The sequence below is a fragment of the Rhodospirillales bacterium genome, assembly GCA_016712595.1.
In the GTDB taxonomy this organism is placed as follows: Bacteria; Pseudomonadota; Alphaproteobacteria; order Rhodospirillales; family Defluviicoccaceae; genus Defluviicoccus.
The window spans coordinates 935,631-952,848 of record JADJQT010000001.1; the positions used below are offsets into that span (position 1 = coordinate 935,631).

Annotated in this window: 11 protein-coding genes and 1 tRNA gene; 8 read left to right on the plus strand and 4 right to left on the minus strand. The window is 63.6% G+C overall.

The genetic code is table 11. The features are described 5' to 3' along the window. Positions 1-19: 19 nt before the first annotated feature. Both IPK66_04335 and thrS read right to left on the minus strand, forming a co-directional pair. Positions 20-556 (minus strand): translation initiation factor IF-3, encoded by a 537-nt coding sequence (locus IPK66_04335; protein ID MBK8174526.1) that lies wholly within the window; start codon positions 554-556, stop codon positions 20-22. 567 nt (positions 557-1,123) lie between these two features. Continuing rightward, positions 1,124-3,352 (minus strand): threonine--tRNA ligase, encoded by a 2,229-nt coding sequence (thrS, locus tag IPK66_04340; protein MBK8174527.1) that lies wholly within the window; start codon positions 3,350-3,352, stop codon positions 1,124-1,126. Positions 3,353-3,566: 214 nt separating this feature from the next. Here thrS and IPK66_04345 point away from each other — a divergent pair, with 214 nt between their 5' ends. From IPK66_04345 to IPK66_04370, 6 genes are all read left to right on the plus strand, one after another. Beyond that, positions 3,567-4,586, plus strand: coding sequence for a D-alanyl-D-alanine carboxypeptidase (locus IPK66_04345; protein ID MBK8174528.1), 1,020 nt, complete (start codon positions 3,567-3,569; stop codon positions 4,584-4,586). A gap of 75 nt (positions 4,587-4,661) precedes the next feature. Continuing rightward, positions 4,662-5,456, plus strand: coding sequence for an alpha/beta hydrolase (locus tag IPK66_04350; protein ID MBK8174529.1), 795 nt, complete (start codon positions 4,662-4,664; stop codon positions 5,454-5,456). A gap of 171 nt (positions 5,457-5,627) precedes the next feature. Beyond that, entirely contained in the window at positions 5,628-7,328 is a 1,701-nt protein-coding gene (locus IPK66_04355; protein ID MBK8174530.1) for an AMP-binding protein, read from the plus strand. 107 nt (positions 7,329-7,435) lie between these two features. Continuing rightward, positions 7,436-9,133 (plus strand): AMP-binding protein, encoded by a 1,698-nt coding sequence (locus IPK66_04360; protein ID MBK8174531.1) that lies wholly within the window; start codon positions 7,436-7,438, stop codon positions 9,131-9,133. Between the two features lie 85 nt (positions 9,134-9,218). Continuing rightward, the gene (locus tag IPK66_04365) at positions 9,219-10,355 is read left to right on the plus strand and encodes an acyl-CoA dehydrogenase family protein (GenBank protein MBK8174532.1); all 1,137 of its coding nucleotides are present in this window, start codon (positions 9,219-9,221) and stop codon (positions 10,353-10,355) included. Then, the gene (locus tag IPK66_04370) at positions 10,352-10,990 is read left to right on the plus strand and encodes a hypothetical protein (protein ID MBK8174533.1); all 639 of its coding nucleotides are present in this window, start codon (positions 10,352-10,354) and stop codon (positions 10,988-10,990) included. The genes IPK66_04365 and IPK66_04370 overlap by 4 nt, the downstream gene beginning before the upstream one ends. 36 nt (positions 10,991-11,026) lie before the next feature. Here IPK66_04370 and IPK66_04375 read toward each other — a convergent pair whose 3' ends face one another. Beyond that, on the minus strand, positions 11,027-13,351 hold the full coding sequence (locus IPK66_04375; protein ID MBK8174534.1) for a hypothetical protein: 2,325 nt from the start codon (positions 13,349-13,351) through the stop codon (positions 11,027-11,029). Between the two features lie 801 nt (positions 13,352-14,152). Between IPK66_04375 and lepA the strand changes: the two genes are divergently transcribed. Continuing rightward, entirely contained in the window at positions 14,153-15,955 is a 1,803-nt protein-coding gene (lepA, locus tag IPK66_04380; GenBank protein MBK8174535.1) for an elongation factor 4, read from the plus strand. Between the two features lie 141 nt (positions 15,956-16,096). Here lepA and IPK66_04385 read toward each other — a convergent pair whose 3' ends face one another. Next, positions 16,097-16,807, minus strand: coding sequence for a cytidylate kinase-like family protein (locus tag IPK66_04385; GenBank protein MBK8174536.1), 711 nt, complete (start codon positions 16,805-16,807; stop codon positions 16,097-16,099). A gap of 173 nt (positions 16,808-16,980) precedes the next feature. Here IPK66_04385 and IPK66_04390 point away from each other — a divergent pair. Continuing rightward, positions 16,981-17,068, plus strand: a tRNA-Ser gene (locus IPK66_04390). Positions 17,069-17,218 lie beyond the last annotated feature (150 nt).

Sequence of the window (17,218 nt, forward strand, 5' to 3'; positions counted from 1 at the left end):
GAATCGCGCCCCGCGTCAGTTACCGCGATGTCAGCACCATGACCATCTGCCGCCCTTCAATCCGCGGCATCTGCTCGACTTTCCCAAGTTCGCCGAGTTCTTCGCGCACGCGCTGTAGGACGCGCAATCCAAGATCCTGGTGGACAAGTTCGCGGCCGCGAAAGCGGATAGTGACCTTGACCTTGTCCCCTTCTTCAAGGAAACGACGCATGCTGCGCATCTTGACTTGGTAATCATGTTCATCGATGCCGGGGCGCATTTTTATTTCTTTGACCTCGATGATTTTTTGTTTTTTGCGTGCCTCGTTCTTCTTTTTCTGAGCTTCGTATTTGTATTTTCCGATGTCGAGGATCTTGCACACTGGTGGATCGGCTGCGGCGGCGATTTCCACTAGATCGAGGCCGGCATCGAAGGCCATCTGAATGGCTGCGCGGATCGGCATCACGCCCAACATCTCGCCGTCGACGCCGACGACGCGCACCTCCGGGACGATGATTTCCTCGTTCACGCGTGGCCCCTCCCGAGCCGGCGCTTGCGCTAACGGTGACTTGGCGATTTTCTACCTCCATTGGCTGTGTTGTGTCCGTCCGGGCTCCTCTCCGGACGAAAAACCTGACAGGCGCTGACGCTGCGAGGCGGCATCATGCGCGCGCGGAACGCCTCAAGGACCGGAACGCCCCGACGCCGCTGGCGGCGCCGGTCACGTGACCGCATGGTCAACGGCTTCGATGCGTTGTTCGTGGGGAGTGCAAACGAAGGATGTGCGACTGACCCGCGCCAGCCCGCAAGGGGGCGCTGATGTCGGCCAATCGGCCACGCGCCCGGCTGAGACAACGACGCGCGCCATTGCACTCCCTTGGCAGTTCGTGACGATACCAACGTGTTCCAATACTTGCTACGCCTTGTTCCGATCAAAGACCGGGTGCGATTGCATCTGTTTGCGTTCGAGGACCTTGCCGTCGGCGCTGCGCGTCATTCTTCCGCCGGGACGCGTTGCCGACGGGTTACTGGTGCAAACCCCTCTATTTTCAGTTTAGCCAGTGCGTTCTCCAAGGCAACGGTTTCTTGCGCCTGGCTGCCGAGGCGGCGCAACGCCGCTCTTTGTGATGCGCATTCAGCCACCCTAGTTGCCCTGGAGGTAGGGGCCGATGGCAATGTCACGGCTACACTTCTCTCTTCTTAATTCGACAAGGGCCCCAATGGCGCGCTCAAGGCTGTGTGCACCAAGGCTAACAGCCTGGGAACCGCTACCGAGCACGCGCACATTGACCTTCTCGATCTCGATCTCCTGTCGTCCGACGACAAACATATACGGAACCTTGGCGAGCGAGTGCTCGCGGACCTTGTAGTTGATTTTTTCATTGCGCAGGTCGGCGTCTGCTCGCAGCCCCTTATCGCGCAGCGCCGCTAGAACGCGCGCCGCGTAGTCATCCGCCTCGTTGGTGATTGTCGCCACCACCACCTGGACCGGTGCCAGCCACATCGGTAGCCGTCCGGCGTAGTGCTCGATGAGGATGCCGGTGAAGCGCTCAAACGAGCCGAGAACCGCCCGGTGCAGCATGACCGGCCTGTGCTTGCCGCCGTCCTCGCCGACATAGGTCGCATCGAGCCGCTCGGGCAATACGAAGTCGACCTGAAGGGTGCCGAGCTGCCAGTCGCGACCGATCGCGTCGCGCAGCACGAACTCGAGCTTGGGCCCATAGAACGCGCCCTCGCCGGGATTGAGGATGGTCTCGATTCCGGCCTGCGCGGTTGCGTCGCGCAGCGCGCTTTCGGCCTTGTCCCAGATTTCGTCGGCGCCGGCGCGCTTGGTCGGCCGGTCAGAGAACTTCACGACGATATCGGTAAAGCCAAAGTCGGCGTAGATGCTGCGCAGCAGATCGCAGAAGGCGAGGGTCTCGGCGGTAATCTGCTCTTCGGTGCAGAAGATGTGCGCGTCATCCTGGGTGAAGGCGCGCACGCGCATCAGCCCGTGCAGCGCTCCCGACGGCTCGTTGCGGTGGCACGAGCCGAACTCGGCCATGCGCAGCGGCAGGTCGCGATAGCTTTTGATGCCCTGCTTATAGATCTGCACATGCCCGGGACAGTTCATCGGCTTGAGCGCGAGGATCTTGTCCTCGGACTCGGCGGTGAACATGTGTTCGCGGAATTTCTCCCAGTGCCCGGACTTCTCCCACAGCGAGCGGTCGAAGAGCTGTGGCGTGCGCACCTCGACGTAAGCTTCGGCCTCGAGGCGGTCGCGCATATAGTCCTGCAGCACCCGGTAGAGGGTCCAGCCGTGCGGGTGCCAGAACACCGATCCCGCCGCCTCCTCCTGGAAGTGGAAGAGGTTCATTTCCCGGCCGAGCCGGCGGTGGTCGCGCTTTTCCGCCTCCTCGAGCATGGTCAGGTGGGCGTCGAGCTCCGCCTTGCTCGTCCAGGCGGTGCCGTAGATCCGCTGAAGCATGGCATTGCGTGAATCGCCGCGCCAATAGGAGCCTGCGACCTTCATCAGCTTGAACGCCTTCGGCAGCTTGCCGGTCGACGGCAGATGCGGGCCGCGGCAGAGATCGAGCCAGTTTCCCTGACGGTAGATGCTCACCGGCTCGCCCGGCGGAATGGCGGCGATCAGCTCGGCCTTATAATGCTCACCCCGTCCCTTGAAGTATTCGACAGCGGCGTCGCGCTCCCACTCCTCGCGGATAATCGGCTCGTTGCGATCGACGATCTCGCGCATCCGCTGCTCGATCTTCGGCAGGTCCTCCGGGGTGAACGGCTCGGCCCTGGCGAAATCGTAATAGAAACCGTTCTCGATCGCGGGCCCGATGGTCACTTGCGTGCCCGGCCACAACTCCTGCACCGCCTCAGCCATGACGTGCGCGGCGTCGTGGCGGATCAGCTCCAGCGCGTCCTTGTCCCTCGTGGTGACGATCGCGACCTCGGCATCACGATCGATGATCGTGGCCAGATCCTTCAACGCGCCGTCGACGCGCAGCGCCAGCGCCGCCTTGGCCAGCGAGGCGGCGATATCGCTGGCGATCTCGCCGCCTGACACGCCACGATCGAAGACCCGCACACTGCCGTCGGGTAAGGTGATGCGAACGGGGCCATCCCCGGCTTGCGGTGCGCGTGCGACGTGGTCCAAAGCCTCGACCGTTCCTTTCTCCGGGGCGATGATTGCGCGTTGAAAGAACGCCTTATATACGCGCACAACGAAGTCGAGCCAAGGCACAAGCGCCAAAGCGCCCGCGAACGGGGTCTTCTCGCGTGCAGCGCCCGGAGAGACCTGCTCCTGCCCCTTAGTCGAGCCTCCCACCTTCAGGGCAATTATACAACATTCATACGGGGTTCCGGGCGAATGTTCGACGTTCATGTGAAAAAAGGCATCGAACCCAGCCCTCCTTCTGCTAACCTTTGTCGCGCGAACAAGATCCCCTGACGTCTTTGCGGCCGATCGTCAGAGCACCCATCCCGACCATCGGGCAGGGACTGCGGTACGGGCAATTGCTTTCGCTCCCGACGTCCGGACGCTGGGTCGCGCTTTGCGGCGCTCCAAGGGGTACGTTTCAGACGCGGAGGCCCGTCTTGTGATTCATTTCCGCCGTATCGTTCTCGGGCTCGCCTTGTTGGTGGCGCTGATGTGCCAAGTGCCGCAATCCATGGCGGCAATGTCTTCGTTCATCATGGACGCCGAAAGCGGACGGACCTTGCAATCCGCTAGAGCCGAGACGCGGCGGGCGCCAGCATCATTGACCAAGATGATGACGCTTTATTTGCTCTTCGAGGCGCTCGATCGCGGAAAAGTCAGTCTCAATACGCGCTTTGCCGTTTCCCGCCACGCCGCCGCGCAGCCGCCGACGAAGCTCGGCCTGCCGCCGGGCCGGACGATCCGGGTACGCGATGCGATGCTTGCCCTGGCGACGAAATCGGCCAATGACATCGCCGTCGTCGTCGCCGAGGGCCTCGCCGGCAGCGAGACCGCGTTTGCCCGGCGCATGACACAAAAGGCGCGCGCTCTCGGCATGAAGAGCACGACATTCCGCAATGCATCTGGGCTCGACGCCACCGGGCACGTCTCTACGGCCCGCGACATGGCGCGTCTCGGGCGGGCCTTGCTCAACGACTATCCCCAGCATTCGCGTATTTTCGCAACACGCGCGTTTCGATACGGGAAGGCGACGTACCCCAATCACAACCGCCTGCTCGGAGTCTACCGCGGCCTCGACGGTATCAAGACCGGCTACACCCATAAGGCCGGCTTCAATCTGGTGGCAACGGCCAAACGCGACGGTCGGCGCGTCATCGGCGTGGTGATGGGGGCCAAGACGTCATCGGAACGCAACACGCTGATGGTCCGCCTACTCGACAAGGGGTTCGCGCTCGCCAAGACGAAAGTCAAGGTCGCGTCCCGGTCCAAGCGCGCGGCGAAACGGGGCCGCTTCGCGGCCGCGCCGAATCGGCCGAAAAGCGCCTACGCGGCACGCATGAAAGCGCCGGCGGGCACGCGCACGGCGAAAAAGACGGCTCGCGTGGCGATAGCCGGCCGTGCGGCGCTGGCGCCGCCAAAAGGCAGGCCCGCGCAGCAAAGTGCCCGTCTAGGCCGGTAATGCCGGTCGTCGTGGTCGTCCCGACGGGCAGCCGTTCAGGCGTGCACCATTTTCCGATCGTTGAAAGATCCCCTGATGAGCACCACTGAGCCGCTCGCGACCGCGCCACAACGATTGCCCGATGACGATGGAGCGTTCATCGCCTATCACCGCACGCCGGGCCTGCGCCCGGGTGTCGTCTTTCTGACCGGCTATATGTCGGATATGACCGGGCAAAAGGCGCTGCGCCTCGAAGAGCACTGCCGATCGCACGATCGCGCCTTCGTTCGTTTTGACTATTTCGGCCACGGTGCGTCGTTTGGCGCCTTCACCGATGGGACGATAGGACGCTGGGCGGACGATGCCATCCGCGTCCTCGACCAGTTGACGGACGGACCGCAAGTGCTGGTCGGCTCGAGCCTCGGCGGCTGGATCATGCTGCTCGCCGCGCGCGCCCGCCCGCAGCGCATCGCCGGCCTGCTCGGGGTCGCCGCGGCACCGGACTTCACCGAGGACCTGATTCTGCCGGTGCTCTCGCCCGGCGAGCGGCGGACGCTCGAGCGCGACGGCGTCGTGCCGATGTTCAGCCCTTACGATCCGCAGCCGACGCCCGTGGCCCAGCGTCTCCTGGTTGAGGCTCGCGAGCATCTGGTGCTTCGCCAACCGATCGCGCTGCAGTGCCCGGTGCGGCTGATTCACGGCATGCGTGATCCCGACGTGCCGTGGAAGACAGCGCTGCGACTGGCCGATTGCCTTGTCGGCGACGATATCGAGATCACCTTGGTGAAGGCTGGCGATCATCGGCTTTCCACGCCCGGCGACCTCGACCGCCTGTGCGATGCGCTGGACTTGCTGCTACGGCGGATTGAAGCCTCACCGCACGCAAGGTAGGCCGCACGGCGACGAATCATGCGCCGGACGGCGGTGGCGCGATGACGAAAAGCCGGAACAAACGGTTGAAAACCTCCTAGGGCAAAATCGGAATTCCGGCTATTTTTCTTCTCAAGAGAGGGAGGCACTCCCGGATAAGCACGCTCACATGCGGCGTTTGAGGAGACATCGATGACACCGACGGAAGCGTTTCTCGAAGCGCGCAACTTCCTGCTGACGCAGCGTGGAGACTACGATCGGGCGTATGCGAAATTTCGCTGGCCGGAACTCGACAGCTTCAACTGGGCGATCGACTGGTTCGACGTCTTTGCCCGCAGCAACAACCGCCCGGCGTTGTGGGTGTCGAGCCGCGATGCCGGCGAGACCAAATTATCGTTTCGCGAGCTGTCCAATCGCTCGAACCAGGTCGCCAACTTCCTGCGCGGTCACGGCGTGCGCCGCGGCGACCGGATCTTGCTGATGCTGAGCAATGTTGTTCCTTTCTGGGAGACGATGCTGGCGGCGATCAAGCTCGGCGCCGTCGTCATTCCGGCGACGACGATGCTCACCCGCGACGAACTGCTCGACCGCTTCGAGCGCGGCGACGTGCGCCACGTTGTCGCCGGCGGCGGCGATGCCGGAAAATTCGCCGATATCAAGGCGGACTATTCGCGCATTGCCGTCGGCAAGGCGCCTGCGGGCTGGACGAAATTCGAAGATGCCTACCGCGCCTCGTCGGAATATACGCCGCATGGTCCAACGCCGGCGAACGCGCCGCTGCTGCTCTACTTCACCTCCGGGACGACGGCGAAACCCAAGCTCGTCGAGCATACCCACCAGAGCTATCCGGTCGGCCACCTCTCGACGATGTACTGGCTGGGGTTGCGCGAAGGCGACGTGCACCTCAACATCAGCGCACCGGGATGGGCGAAGCATGCGTGGAGCGGCTTCTTCGCGCCGTGGAATGCGGGAGCCACGGTCTTCGTCTACAACTACCTGCGGTTCAACGCCAAGACCATGCTCGACGTCATCGTCCGCCATGGCGTTACCTCGCTTTGCGCGCCGCCGATGATCTGGCGGCAGTTCGTGCAGGAAGAAAACCTAGCCAACTATCCGGTGCGCCTCAGGGAAATCGTCAGCTCGGGCCAGCCGCTCGATCCCGAGATTACCCAGCACGTGGAAAAGGAGTGGGGACTGACCTTGCGCGACGGCTACGGGCAGACGGAAACGACGGCGATGATTGGCCAGACCCCCGGACGCAAGCCCAAGGCAGGCTCGATGGGCCGGCCGCTTCCCGGTTATGACGTCGCGTTGCTTGATGCCGAAGGCAACGAGGCGGACGAGGGCGAGATCGCCGTACGCCTCGATCCGCGGCCCGCCGGGCTGATGCTGGGATACCAGGATGAATGGAAGAAGACCGTCGATCCGGCGAGCGGCGGATACTACCGGACGGGAGACGTCGCATCGCGCGACGCCGATGGCTGCTATGCCTACGTTGGCCGGGCGGACGACCTGTTCAAGGCGTCGGACTGCCGCATCAGCCCGTTCGAGATCGAAAGCGTGCTCATCGAACACGAGGCGATCGCGGTCGCGGCCGTCGTTCCCTGCCAGGACGCGCTTGGCCGCACCGTGCCGAAGGTGGTGATCGAGCTGTGTGACGGGTTTGCGCCCAATAAGGCGCTCGCCAACGAGATCTTTCGCTTCGCGCTTGGCCATCTCGCCCCCTACAAGCGCATCCGTCGCGTTGAGTTTGCCGATGTGCCAAAGACGCTGACCGGCAAAATTCGCCGTGTCGATCTGCGCAAGCGTGAAAACGATCTGCGCGAGGCCGGTGAACGCGGTCCCCTTGAATTCCGGGAGGAGGATTTCCCGGCGCTGGAAGACGCTGTATGAGCGATCCCCCATTGGGCAGCAATCAACGATAAAATAATAAAATAAAGGAAGCAATAACGCGACGGTCAGCTCGATCCGCCGCGTCCGGGAGCATCAGGGAGACATCCATGACACCAACAGAAACGTTTGTGCGCGCGCGGGATTTTCTCGTTGCGCACCGGGATGACTATGCCTCAGCCTATGCTGACTTTCGCTGGCCTGCATTCGAGACGTTCAACTGGGCACTTGACTGGTTCGACGTTCAGGCGCGCGGCAACGAACGCCCGGCGCTGTGGGTCGTCGAGGAAGATGGCGGCGAGCAGAAGCTTTCGTTCGCAGAGTTGGCCGTCCGGTCCAACCGTGTCGCCAACTTCCTGCGGGCCAAGGGCGTGCGCCGGGGCGATCGCATTCTGCTGATGTTGAACAACGTCGTGCCGCTGTGGGAGACGATGCTGGCGTCGATCAAGCTGGGCTCTGTGGTCATTCCGGCGACGACGCTGCTGGCCCATGACGACCTGCTGGACCGCTTCGAGCGCGGTGGCGTCCGTCACGTCGTCGTCGGCGCGGCCGATGCCGGCAAGTTCGCCGATCTGCCAGGAGACTATACGCGCATCGTCGTTGGCGGCATCGCCGAAGGCTGGACGCCGTTCGAGGACGCGTACGACGCGGCGCCCGCGTTTACTCCGGAGGGGCCGACGCCGGCGACCGATCCGATCCTGCTCTATTTCACCTCCGGTACGACCTCGAAACCCAAGCTCGTCGAGCATAGCCATCAGAGCTATCCGGTCGGCCATCTTTCGACCATGTACTGGCTCGGCCTGCGCGAGGGTGATGTTCATCTCAACATCAGCTCGGCCGGATGGGCGAAACACGCGTGGAGCTGCTTCTTCGCGCCCTGGAACGCCGGGGCCACCGTGTTTATCTGCAACTACGCGCGGTTCAACGCCAAGGCGGTGCTCGATGTCGTCGCCCGCTACGGCGTGACGACGCTGTGCGCGCCGCCGACCGTCTGGCGGCTGTTCATCCAGGAGAATCTCGCTGCGTTCCCGGTAAAGCTGCGAGAGGTGATCGGTGCGGGCGAGCCACTCAATCCTGAGATCATCGATCAGGTGAGGAGGGCATGGGGCCTGACCTTGCGTGACGGGTACGGCCAGACCGAGACGACGGCGCAGATCGGCAATTCGCCCGGTCAGGTGCTCAAGCCGGGTTCGATGGGCCGGCCGATGCCGGGCTACCGGGTGGCGCTGCTCGATCCGGACGGCAACGAGGCCGCCGAGGGGGAGATTTCCCTTGCCGTCGATCCGCGGCCGACCGGTCTGATGATCGGCTACAAGGACGATCCGGAAAAGACGGCCGAGGTCAGCCGCGGCGGCTACTACCGCACCGGCGACGTCGCCGCGCGCGATGGCGATGGCTATATTACCTACATCGGCCGTACCGATGATGTCTTCAAAGCGTCCGACTACCGGATCAGCCCGTTCGAGCTGGAGAGCGTGCTGATCGAGCATGAAGCGGTGGCCGAGGCTGCGGTGGTGCCGAGCCCCGATCCGTTGCGGCTCGCGGTGCCGAAGGCGGTGGTCGTCCTCGTCGCAGGGCGCAAGCCGTCTGCCGAACTCGCCGAGGACATCCTGCGCTTCGCCCGGGCGCGGCTCGCGCCTTATAAGCGTATCCGTCGCCTCGAATTTGCCGAGCTGCCGAAGACGATTTCCGGCAAGATCCGCAGAGTCGAGCTACGCCGGCATGAGAACGCCATGCGTCGGGACGGCGAGCGCGGCGAGCTCGAATTCTGGGAAGAGGATTTCCCGGCGCTCAAGGTCGGAGCCTGAACGGCCGCGCCCCCGCGCCGTGATCGGCGGGGCGCGAGGTGAGGGGGGCTGGTAGGCGAACTCGCGGGCAGGGATGGATGGACCCATGGTGCTGACCGAAGAACAGACGATGATCCGCGACATGGCGCGTGCGTTCGCCAGCGAGCAGCTCGCGCCGCACGCCGAGGAATGGGACCGGACCCACGCGTTTCCGGCCGATGCCATCCGTCAAATGGGCGAACTCGGTCTGCTCGGCATGCTGGTGCCGGAGGCGTGGGACGGGGCAGGCGCCGATCATGTCGCCTATGCACTCGCCATCGAGGAGGTGGCCGCCGGCGATGGTGCCTGCTCGACGATCATGAGCGTGCACAACTCAGTCGCGTGCATGCCGATCCTCAAGTTCGGTAATGACCAGCAGAAGGAACGCTTTCTCCGGCCGATGGCCCGTGGCGAACTGCTCGGCGCTTTCGCCCTGACCGAACCGCAGGCGGGATCGGATGCGGCAAACCTCCGTTGCCGGGCGGCGCGGGACGGTGACGACTACGTACTCAATGGCGTCAAGCAGTTCATCACCTCGGGCAAAAATGGCGATGTCGTCATTGTCTTCGCTGTGACTGATCCCGCCGCCGGCAAGAAGGGTATCACCGCCTTCATCGTGCCCACCAATACCCCGGGCTACGCCGTGACCCACATCGAGTCGAAAATGGGCCAGCGCGCCTCCGATACGGCACAGATCACCTTCGAGAACATGCGGTTGCCGGCGGCCAACCGGCTGGGCGCGGAGGGCGAGGGTTACAAGATCGCCCTCGCCAACCTCGAGGGCGGCCGCATCGGCATCGCCTCGCAATCGGTCGGCATGGCACGGGCGGCCTATGAAGCGGCCCTTGCCTACGCCAAGGAGCGTGAGACGTTCCGCAGGCCGATCATCGAACATCAGGCGGTTGCTTTCCGCCTCGCCGACATGGCGACGGAGATCGACGCGGCGCGGTTGATGGTGCTGCGGGCGGCGGACTTAAGGGAGCGGGGGGAGCCATGCTTGACGGAAGCCTCGATGGCGAAGCTGTTTGCCTCAGAGATGGCCGAACGGGTGTGTTCGAAGGCGATCCAGACCCTGGGCGGTTACGGATATGTTGCCGACTTCCCGGTCGAGCGCATCTTTCGCGACGTTCGCGTCGCGCAAATCTACGAAGGGACTTCGGACGTCCAGCGGATCGTCATCAGCCGGGCGATCGCCCATCAGTGATGCTTCGGCACCGGTCATCGGCGGCTCTCGTCCTGCTGCTCGCTGTCGCGGCGGGCATGCTATCGGCCGGGTCGGCGCGGGCGGCGGCGTTCGAGCTGGCGGCCGTGATCGAACTGCTCAAGCGCGAGATCGCCGCCGCGCAGGCGGCCGGTGATGCCAACAGCACGGGGATGCGCATCGACGAAGCGCAGCTTGATCTCGATCTCGTCGAGGTCCCTGCCAAGGCCGGCGGCCGCCTGCTTGTCCCGGCAAATGATTTCGCCGCCGAGAAGAGTGAGGCGTTGAGGCCGGCGCTGAAGCGGCGCATCGTCATCGAGCTCGTCCTGCCGAAGCCGTCCATAGCCGTCGGTGGGGCCGCTGGCGGCCTTCCGACGGCACCATTAACTCCGCCGTCCGGACTCCAGCCCCAGCCCGGCGCGCTCAGTCGTGCTGTCGCCGATATCGAAACGGCGGTACGCGCCGGTGCCGATGCGGCGCCAGCCGCTGAGCCGAAGCGAGTGACGCTCGACCTTGATTTCGCTCTCGACCGCGACAGCAAGGGTGCGCCGCAAATCGTCGTTTTCGCGGGCGAGCGACGCATCGAGCCGAAGACCGTTCAAAAACTGCGTTTAAGGATCTCCGACCGGGAAAAGTGATCGCGAGACCGAATCGCGAAAAAATCTCGCGAACGCTTACAACGCGAAGTCGCTGGCGGCGTAATCGGCGGCGAGACTGGCACCGTCTTGGATCAGGATCTCGATGACCACGGCGAGGTCGGCATCGACGCAGGCCTGGACGAGCGTATTGCCACCGAGATCAACGACACGGACCTGGCCCGATCCGGTGAAACTGGCGGTGCCGACAAAGACGAAAGCCTGATTGCCGGCAAGCAGGGAATTCGCATCGATGCTCGCAAGATCGATGACGTCACCGCTTGCAGTGCCGACGCCGTCGAATCCGACGATGACGTCGCGGCCGCCCGGACGCGAATCGTCGATGGCGTTGAAGTCGAAGACATCGTTGCCGGCGCTGCCGATCAGGGTATCGGAGGCGTCGCCGCCGACCAGCAGGTCGTTCCCATTGCCACCGGTCAGCGTGTCGTGCGCGCTGCCGCCCAGGAGCGAATCATTGTCGCCGCCGCCGTCGAGGCTGTCGTTTTGTGAATCGCCGATCAATGAATCGGCGCCATCGCCGCCAAACAGCGAATCCGCCCCGCCGCCGCCGCGCAGCGTATCGTTTTCGGAGCCGCCGTCCAAAACGTCGGCGCCGTTGTTGCCGATCAGCGAATCCGCCCCCGCGCCGCCGCCCAGCGAATCGTTGCCGACCGCGCCAAGGAGGAAGTCGTTTCCGGCGGCGCCGTCGAGGCTGTCATCGCCGGTAAGCCCGGTGAGGGTGTCGGCCCCGCCGTCGCCGAAGAGGGTGTCGTTACCGGCTCCGCCGTTCAGGCTGTCGTTGCCGAGGCCGCCGATTAGTTGGTCGCCGCCGCCCAGTCCGTTCAACGTATCGTTGCCGGCGAGTCCGTCGAGCCGGTTGGCGCCGCTGGTTCCGCCGATCAGGTTGGCTCCCGAGGACCCTATCGCGTTTTCGATGCCGGCAAGGGTGTCGGTGAAGCCGGAAAAGACGGCCGTATGGGCAAGAAGATCGATGCTGCCATCGGCGGCCGTCGAGCCGTAGCCCACGGTGTCGGTTCCCGTGCCACCGTCGATCATATCGGCGCCGTTGCCGCCGTTCAGAAGGTCGTCGCCACTGCCGCCGATCAGCGTGTCATCGCCGTCGTTGCCGTAGAGCGAATCATTTCCATCCGCGCCGTCAAGCCGATTAGCCGCGGCGTTTCCGTCGATTTCCTCCGCCACGTCGGAGCCGAGGACGTGCTCGATATTATAGATACGCTTGGTCGTTCCGCCACCGATGTAGGTGCCGGCGACGAGATCGGCGCGTCCGCCGATCGCCTCCAGCACGAGCAGATCGATGCCGGGGCCGCCGTCGATCGTGTCGTTGCCAGCGTTTCCATCGAGGGTATCGTTGCCGCTGCCGCCCGACAGGTCGTCGTCACCGTCGCCGCCGGCCAGCGTATCGCCGCCGCCGCCGCCGGCGAGCGTATCGTTGCCGCCGCCGCCGGCGAGCGAGTCGGCGCCCTGGTCGTCATCGTTCCAGTCGTCCGGTGACGAGCCGTACAGCAGGTCGTCACTCTCATTGCCGGTGAGCGTATCGGCGCCGAAGCTGCCGGTGATCGTATCCCGGCCGTCCCCGCCCGCAGCAGAATCGTCGCCGTCGCCAAGATCGATGTCATCGTTGCCGCCGCCGGAGTCGACGGTATCGTTGCCCTGCTGGCTGGCGAATGTCTCGGATTTGGCGCCACCGAGAAGGCTGTCGTTTCCCGACCCGGTGATGATCTGCTCGAAATTGCGCGCGGTTTCCGACCAGGCTCCCCCCGCCGCGGCAACGGTGCCGCCGTCGAGATCAGCGATCAGATCGGTGACCTCGTCGTTGTAGTAGAGAAGGTCGAAGCCGGACCCGCCATCCATCCAGTCGATTCCGAGCCCGCCATAGATCTCGTCGTTGCCATCGCCGCCGAGGATCGAATCGTCGCCGGCATAAACCTCCGCCGGCGAATAGTTGACGTTGTCGCCGAACAACCGGTCGTCGCCGCCGCCGCCGCTCAGGGTATCGGCGCCGTTGCCGCCGAGGGCAAAGTCGTTTCCGGCGCCAAGATCGATCACATCGTTGCCGTCGCCGCCATAGGCGCTGTCGTTGCCGCCGGCCGCGAGGATGACGTCGTTGCCGCCGCGCCCGTCGAGAAACTCGGGATTGTCTCCGCCCCTGAGCGTATCGCTCCCGGACATGCCGATGAGCTGATAGGAAATCAGCACCTGATAGCTGCCGCTGGACGCGCCGCCACCGTTGAAATCGAGGTCGCCGGTACCGGCTACAGCGAGATGCAGCGTGCCCGAGGCGCCGACGTATCCCTCCAACAGCGCCGGGTCGGTGTAGCTGCTACTCTCATCCGCAGCGATCACTGCTCCAGAATCGTTAAAGCGACCGAAACGAAACGACGTTCCGTAATAGTCAATATGGGCAAAAAAATATGTCCCTGCAGCGATTCCGCTGAACTGTAAGTAATCAACGTCACTTGCTGTGGCAATATTCCCGATAAAACAGTCAGTGCCTGTCGCCAGGACGTTTTGAAACGCGAATGTATTATTGAACTCTGTTTCATAGACGTATGAATTTGACATAAGTTTCGTCCCCCCCCCATGCGCGCGCCAAACACCGCCAATCGGCCATCACCCCATGCGATCATCGCATCGGTGTGACTGGCGGCGAACCCGACAAACGGCCGCGCAGGCCCCTTGCAATTGTTCAGGCGCGAAGGCGGTTCCCTTCGCGTAACGCGTGATGCAAACGGCGCGCTCACCGTACGCCACCGCCAGGACGACAGATGATCCCCTTCGGCGCACTCTATTCCGCTGTCTGCCGAGACGGCGCTCAAATCGCCCGCCATCAGGCGAAACTACCCCCTTTAACCGACAATAATACCACAAACGAAGTTATCAGCCAAACGTCGGTCCGACGCCTGCCCGATGGTGCCGTGCCATCATCGCCGGATCTTTTCCTGCCGGATGGGTTCGCCTGCCCGTGTTCGGTGGATCAATTTCTTGCTGGCGAAAGGACAGGGATTCACCACGAACGCTGGGCAGGGCGTTTGCCTGTGGCGTTGCCGCATCCAGCGCGGGTGAACGCGCGCGCGTCGGACGATGACGCTGGGCGCGTAGTCTGCCCGCAGTGGAAACCGTCTCGCCTCGATGGTACAAGCCCGCATGACCGAACTTGACCACATTCGCAACTTCGCCATCATCGCCCATATCGATCACGGCAAGTCGACGCTCGCCGACCGGCTGATCGAGGTGTGCGGCGCGTTGTCCGAGCGCGAGATGCGCGCCCAGGTGCTCGATTCGATGGATATCGAGCGCGAGCGCGGCATCACCATCAAGGCGCAGACGGTGCGCCTGTCCTTCCGGGCGAAAGACGGCAAGACATATGTCCTGAACTTGATGGACACACCGGGGCACGTCGACTTCTCCTACGAGGTCAGCCGCTCGCTCGCCGCCTGCGAAGGCTCATTGCTCGTCGTCGACGCAACCCAAGGAGTCGAGGCTCAGACCCTCGCCAACGCCTACCTTGCGATCGAGAATAATCACGAGATTATTCCTGTGCTCAACAAGATCGATCTTCCGGCGGCAGAACCGGAACGGATCGCAACCCAGATTGAAGATGTCATCGGCCTCGATGCATCGGCGGCGCTGCGTATCTCGGCGAAAAGCGGGCTGGGCGTGCCAGACCTGCTCGAGGCGATCGTCGCCCGCCTGCCGGCGCCCGCCGGTGATGCCGCGGCACCACTGAAGGCGCTTCTGGTCGATAGCTGGTACGACCCCTATCTCGGGGTGATGATCCTCGTGCGCGTCAAGGACGGCGTGCTGAGAAAGGGCATGAAGATCCGGATGATGGCGGCCTGCACCGTCCATCAGGTTGAGCAGGTGGGCACGTTTTCACCAAAGCTGGTCCAGGCGGATTCGCTGGGCCCCGGCGAGATGGGCTTCATTACCGCTGGCATCAAGGCTGTCGCCGATACCGAGGTGGGCGATACCATCACCGAGGAGCGGCGTCCCGCCGCCGTCGCGTTGCCGGGGTTCAAGCCGTCGGTCCCGGTGGTCTTCTGCGGCCTGTTCCCGTCGGATGCCGCCGAATTCGAGGACCTGCGCGATTCGCTGGCGAAGCTGCGGCTCAATGATTCAAGTTTCCATTACGAGCCGGAGAGTTCCGCGGCCTTGGGGTCGGGTTTTCGCTGCGGCTTTCTCGGCCTTTTGCATCTCGAGGTGGTCGAGGAGCGGCTCGAGCGCGAGTTCAACCTCGATTTGATCGCCACGGCCCCGTCCGTCGTCTATCGCGTGCACTTGACCGACGGAAGCGAGATCGTTTTGCACAATCCGGCGGACATGCCGGACGTGGTGCGCATCCAGGCCATGGAAGAGCCATGGATCCGGGCGACCATCCTCGTGCCGCAAGACTATCTTGGCGCCGTTCTTCAGCTCTGCACCGAGCGTCGCGGCGAGCAGGCGGAACTGTCCTATGCCGGCGCGCGCGCGATGGCGGTGTACCGGCTGCCACTGAATGAGGTCATCTTCGATTTTCACGACCGGCTGAAATCGATTACCCGCGGCTATGCCAGTTTCGATTACGAGGTTGACGGCTTCCGCGAGGGCAACCTCGTCAAGGTCCAGATCCTGATCAACGCCGAGCCGGTTGACGCGTTTTCGTTCATTTGTGACCGCAGTCAGGCGGAATCGCGGGGACGCGCGATCTGCTCCCGCTTGAAAGACCTCATTCCCCGGCAAATGTTCAAGATCCCGCTGCAGGCGGCGATCGGCGGCAATGTCGTCGCGCGGGAAACGATCAGCGCGTTGCGCAAGGACGTTACCGCGAAGTGCTACGGCGGTGATATTTCCCGCAAGCGCAAACTGCTGGAAAAGCAGAAAGCCGGCAAGAAGCGCATGCGGCAGTTCGGCAAGGTCGAGATCCCGCAGTCAGCCTTCATCGCCGCCTTGAAGATGGACGACGGCTGACCGCCCGAAAGTCCGGAACTGGCTTCGCCACGGTGAGCGATGCATCCGGCCCGGCGGGATCGTCGGGCGGTTATGCACAAGCGAACGAAAGGGCGGGGTTCCCGAACCGAACGCTGGCTCGGGGTCGAGACGGGCGAGAGGTCAGCTTTCGGACTTGGCGGGTGCCTGTTGCGGCGTCATCCATTTCCGATCGAGGCCACGAGCGCGAACGGCCAGCAACACCACTTCAACGACGTCATCCAGCCGGCGGAAATAATCGGTGTTGATGACGAGATCGAAGTTGGTCGGATCGTTGTAGCGCGAGTGGAACATATCCCAGATGAACTTCCCGCGGCGTTTCGTGCTGTCCTGAACCAAGCGCTTGGCTTCCGGATAGGGAATGCCGTCCTGTTCGGAGATCCGCGTTGCGCAGGCTTCCACCGAGCCCACGATCCGCACTCGCAAAACATCGCGCCCGGCGAGGATGACATGGCCGCCGCGACCGATGACCACGCCACCGGTGTGGTACAGCCCGCGGATGACGGTCGAGAGGAAATGCACGTATTCGTCGCGCGAGACGTGCTTGCCGAAAACGGCCGAGTAGATCCATGCGTCGACCGCATCGAGCTTTTCGTTCAGCGTTTGCATCAGCGAGGCGCTGACGTTCGCTTCGGTGGCGATGCCGTTAATGATTTCAGCGCCGTAGAGCTCGATACCGAGACGGTCGGCGACAGCGTGCGCGACGTAGTCGCCGCCGGAGCCGATCGTTCGCGATACGGTGATGACAGGTTTGCGAACCTGTCTGGCGCGTGCCGGCGGCTCTTCGAGCGCCCGGACGATTGCTTGAATAACAGCTTGTGCGTTCACGGCCATGACCCGAGCCCTCCGCTCCCCTTTTGCGGTCTTCATAACACCGTGCTGTTGAATGTGAAAGCATCGGTTGATCCTCGTTGTGCAGTTGCGTTCGCGGGCAAGGCCGTTGCGGGCGGAAGCCTTCTCCGCTAGCGTGGCCGGCACGAGCGTATGCCCCGACGCGGGCGGGCGCGGGAGGGATGGCCGAGCGGTTCAAGGCGCACGCCTGGAGAGCGTGTTCACCGAAAGGTGTCGTGGGTTCGAATCCCACTCCCTCCGCCAACTACGCCGAATTTCTTCATGATTACACGGTGTTGCTGATTTTTAAAATTACAGCCCCCGCTTCAGACCCCGCGGACGCGTCGGATGCGCGCACGCGACAGCGGACAATGAGGTACGTTGTTGCACGGATCGGCGGGTGCCGTCGGGGGC

What these genes read in the sequence shown, in the direction of transcription:
- IPK66_04385 (MBK8174536.1), bottom strand. Translation starts at nt 16,807, where the DNA reads ATGGCCGTGAACGCACAAGCTGTTATTCAAGCAATCGTCCGGGCGCTC.
- IPK66_04360 (MBK8174531.1), top strand. Translation starts at nt 7,436, where the DNA reads ATGACACCAACAGAAACGTTTGTGCGCGCGCGGGATTTTCTCGTTGCG.
- lepA (MBK8174535.1), top strand. Translation starts at nt 14,153, where the DNA reads ATGACCGAACTTGACCACATTCGCAACTTCGCCATCATCGCCCATATC.
- IPK66_04355 (MBK8174530.1), top strand. Translation starts at nt 5,628, where the DNA reads ATGACACCGACGGAAGCGTTTCTCGAAGCGCGCAACTTCCTGCTGACG.
- IPK66_04365 (MBK8174532.1), top strand. Translation starts at nt 9,219, where the DNA reads ATGGTGCTGACCGAAGAACAGACGATGATCCGCGACATGGCGCGTGCG.
- IPK66_04350 (MBK8174529.1), top strand. Translation starts at nt 4,662, where the DNA reads ATGAGCACCACTGAGCCGCTCGCGACCGCGCCACAACGATTGCCCGAT.
- thrS (MBK8174527.1), bottom strand. Translation starts at nt 3,352, where the DNA reads ATGAACGTCGAACATTCGCCCGGAACCCCGTATGAATGTTGTATAATT.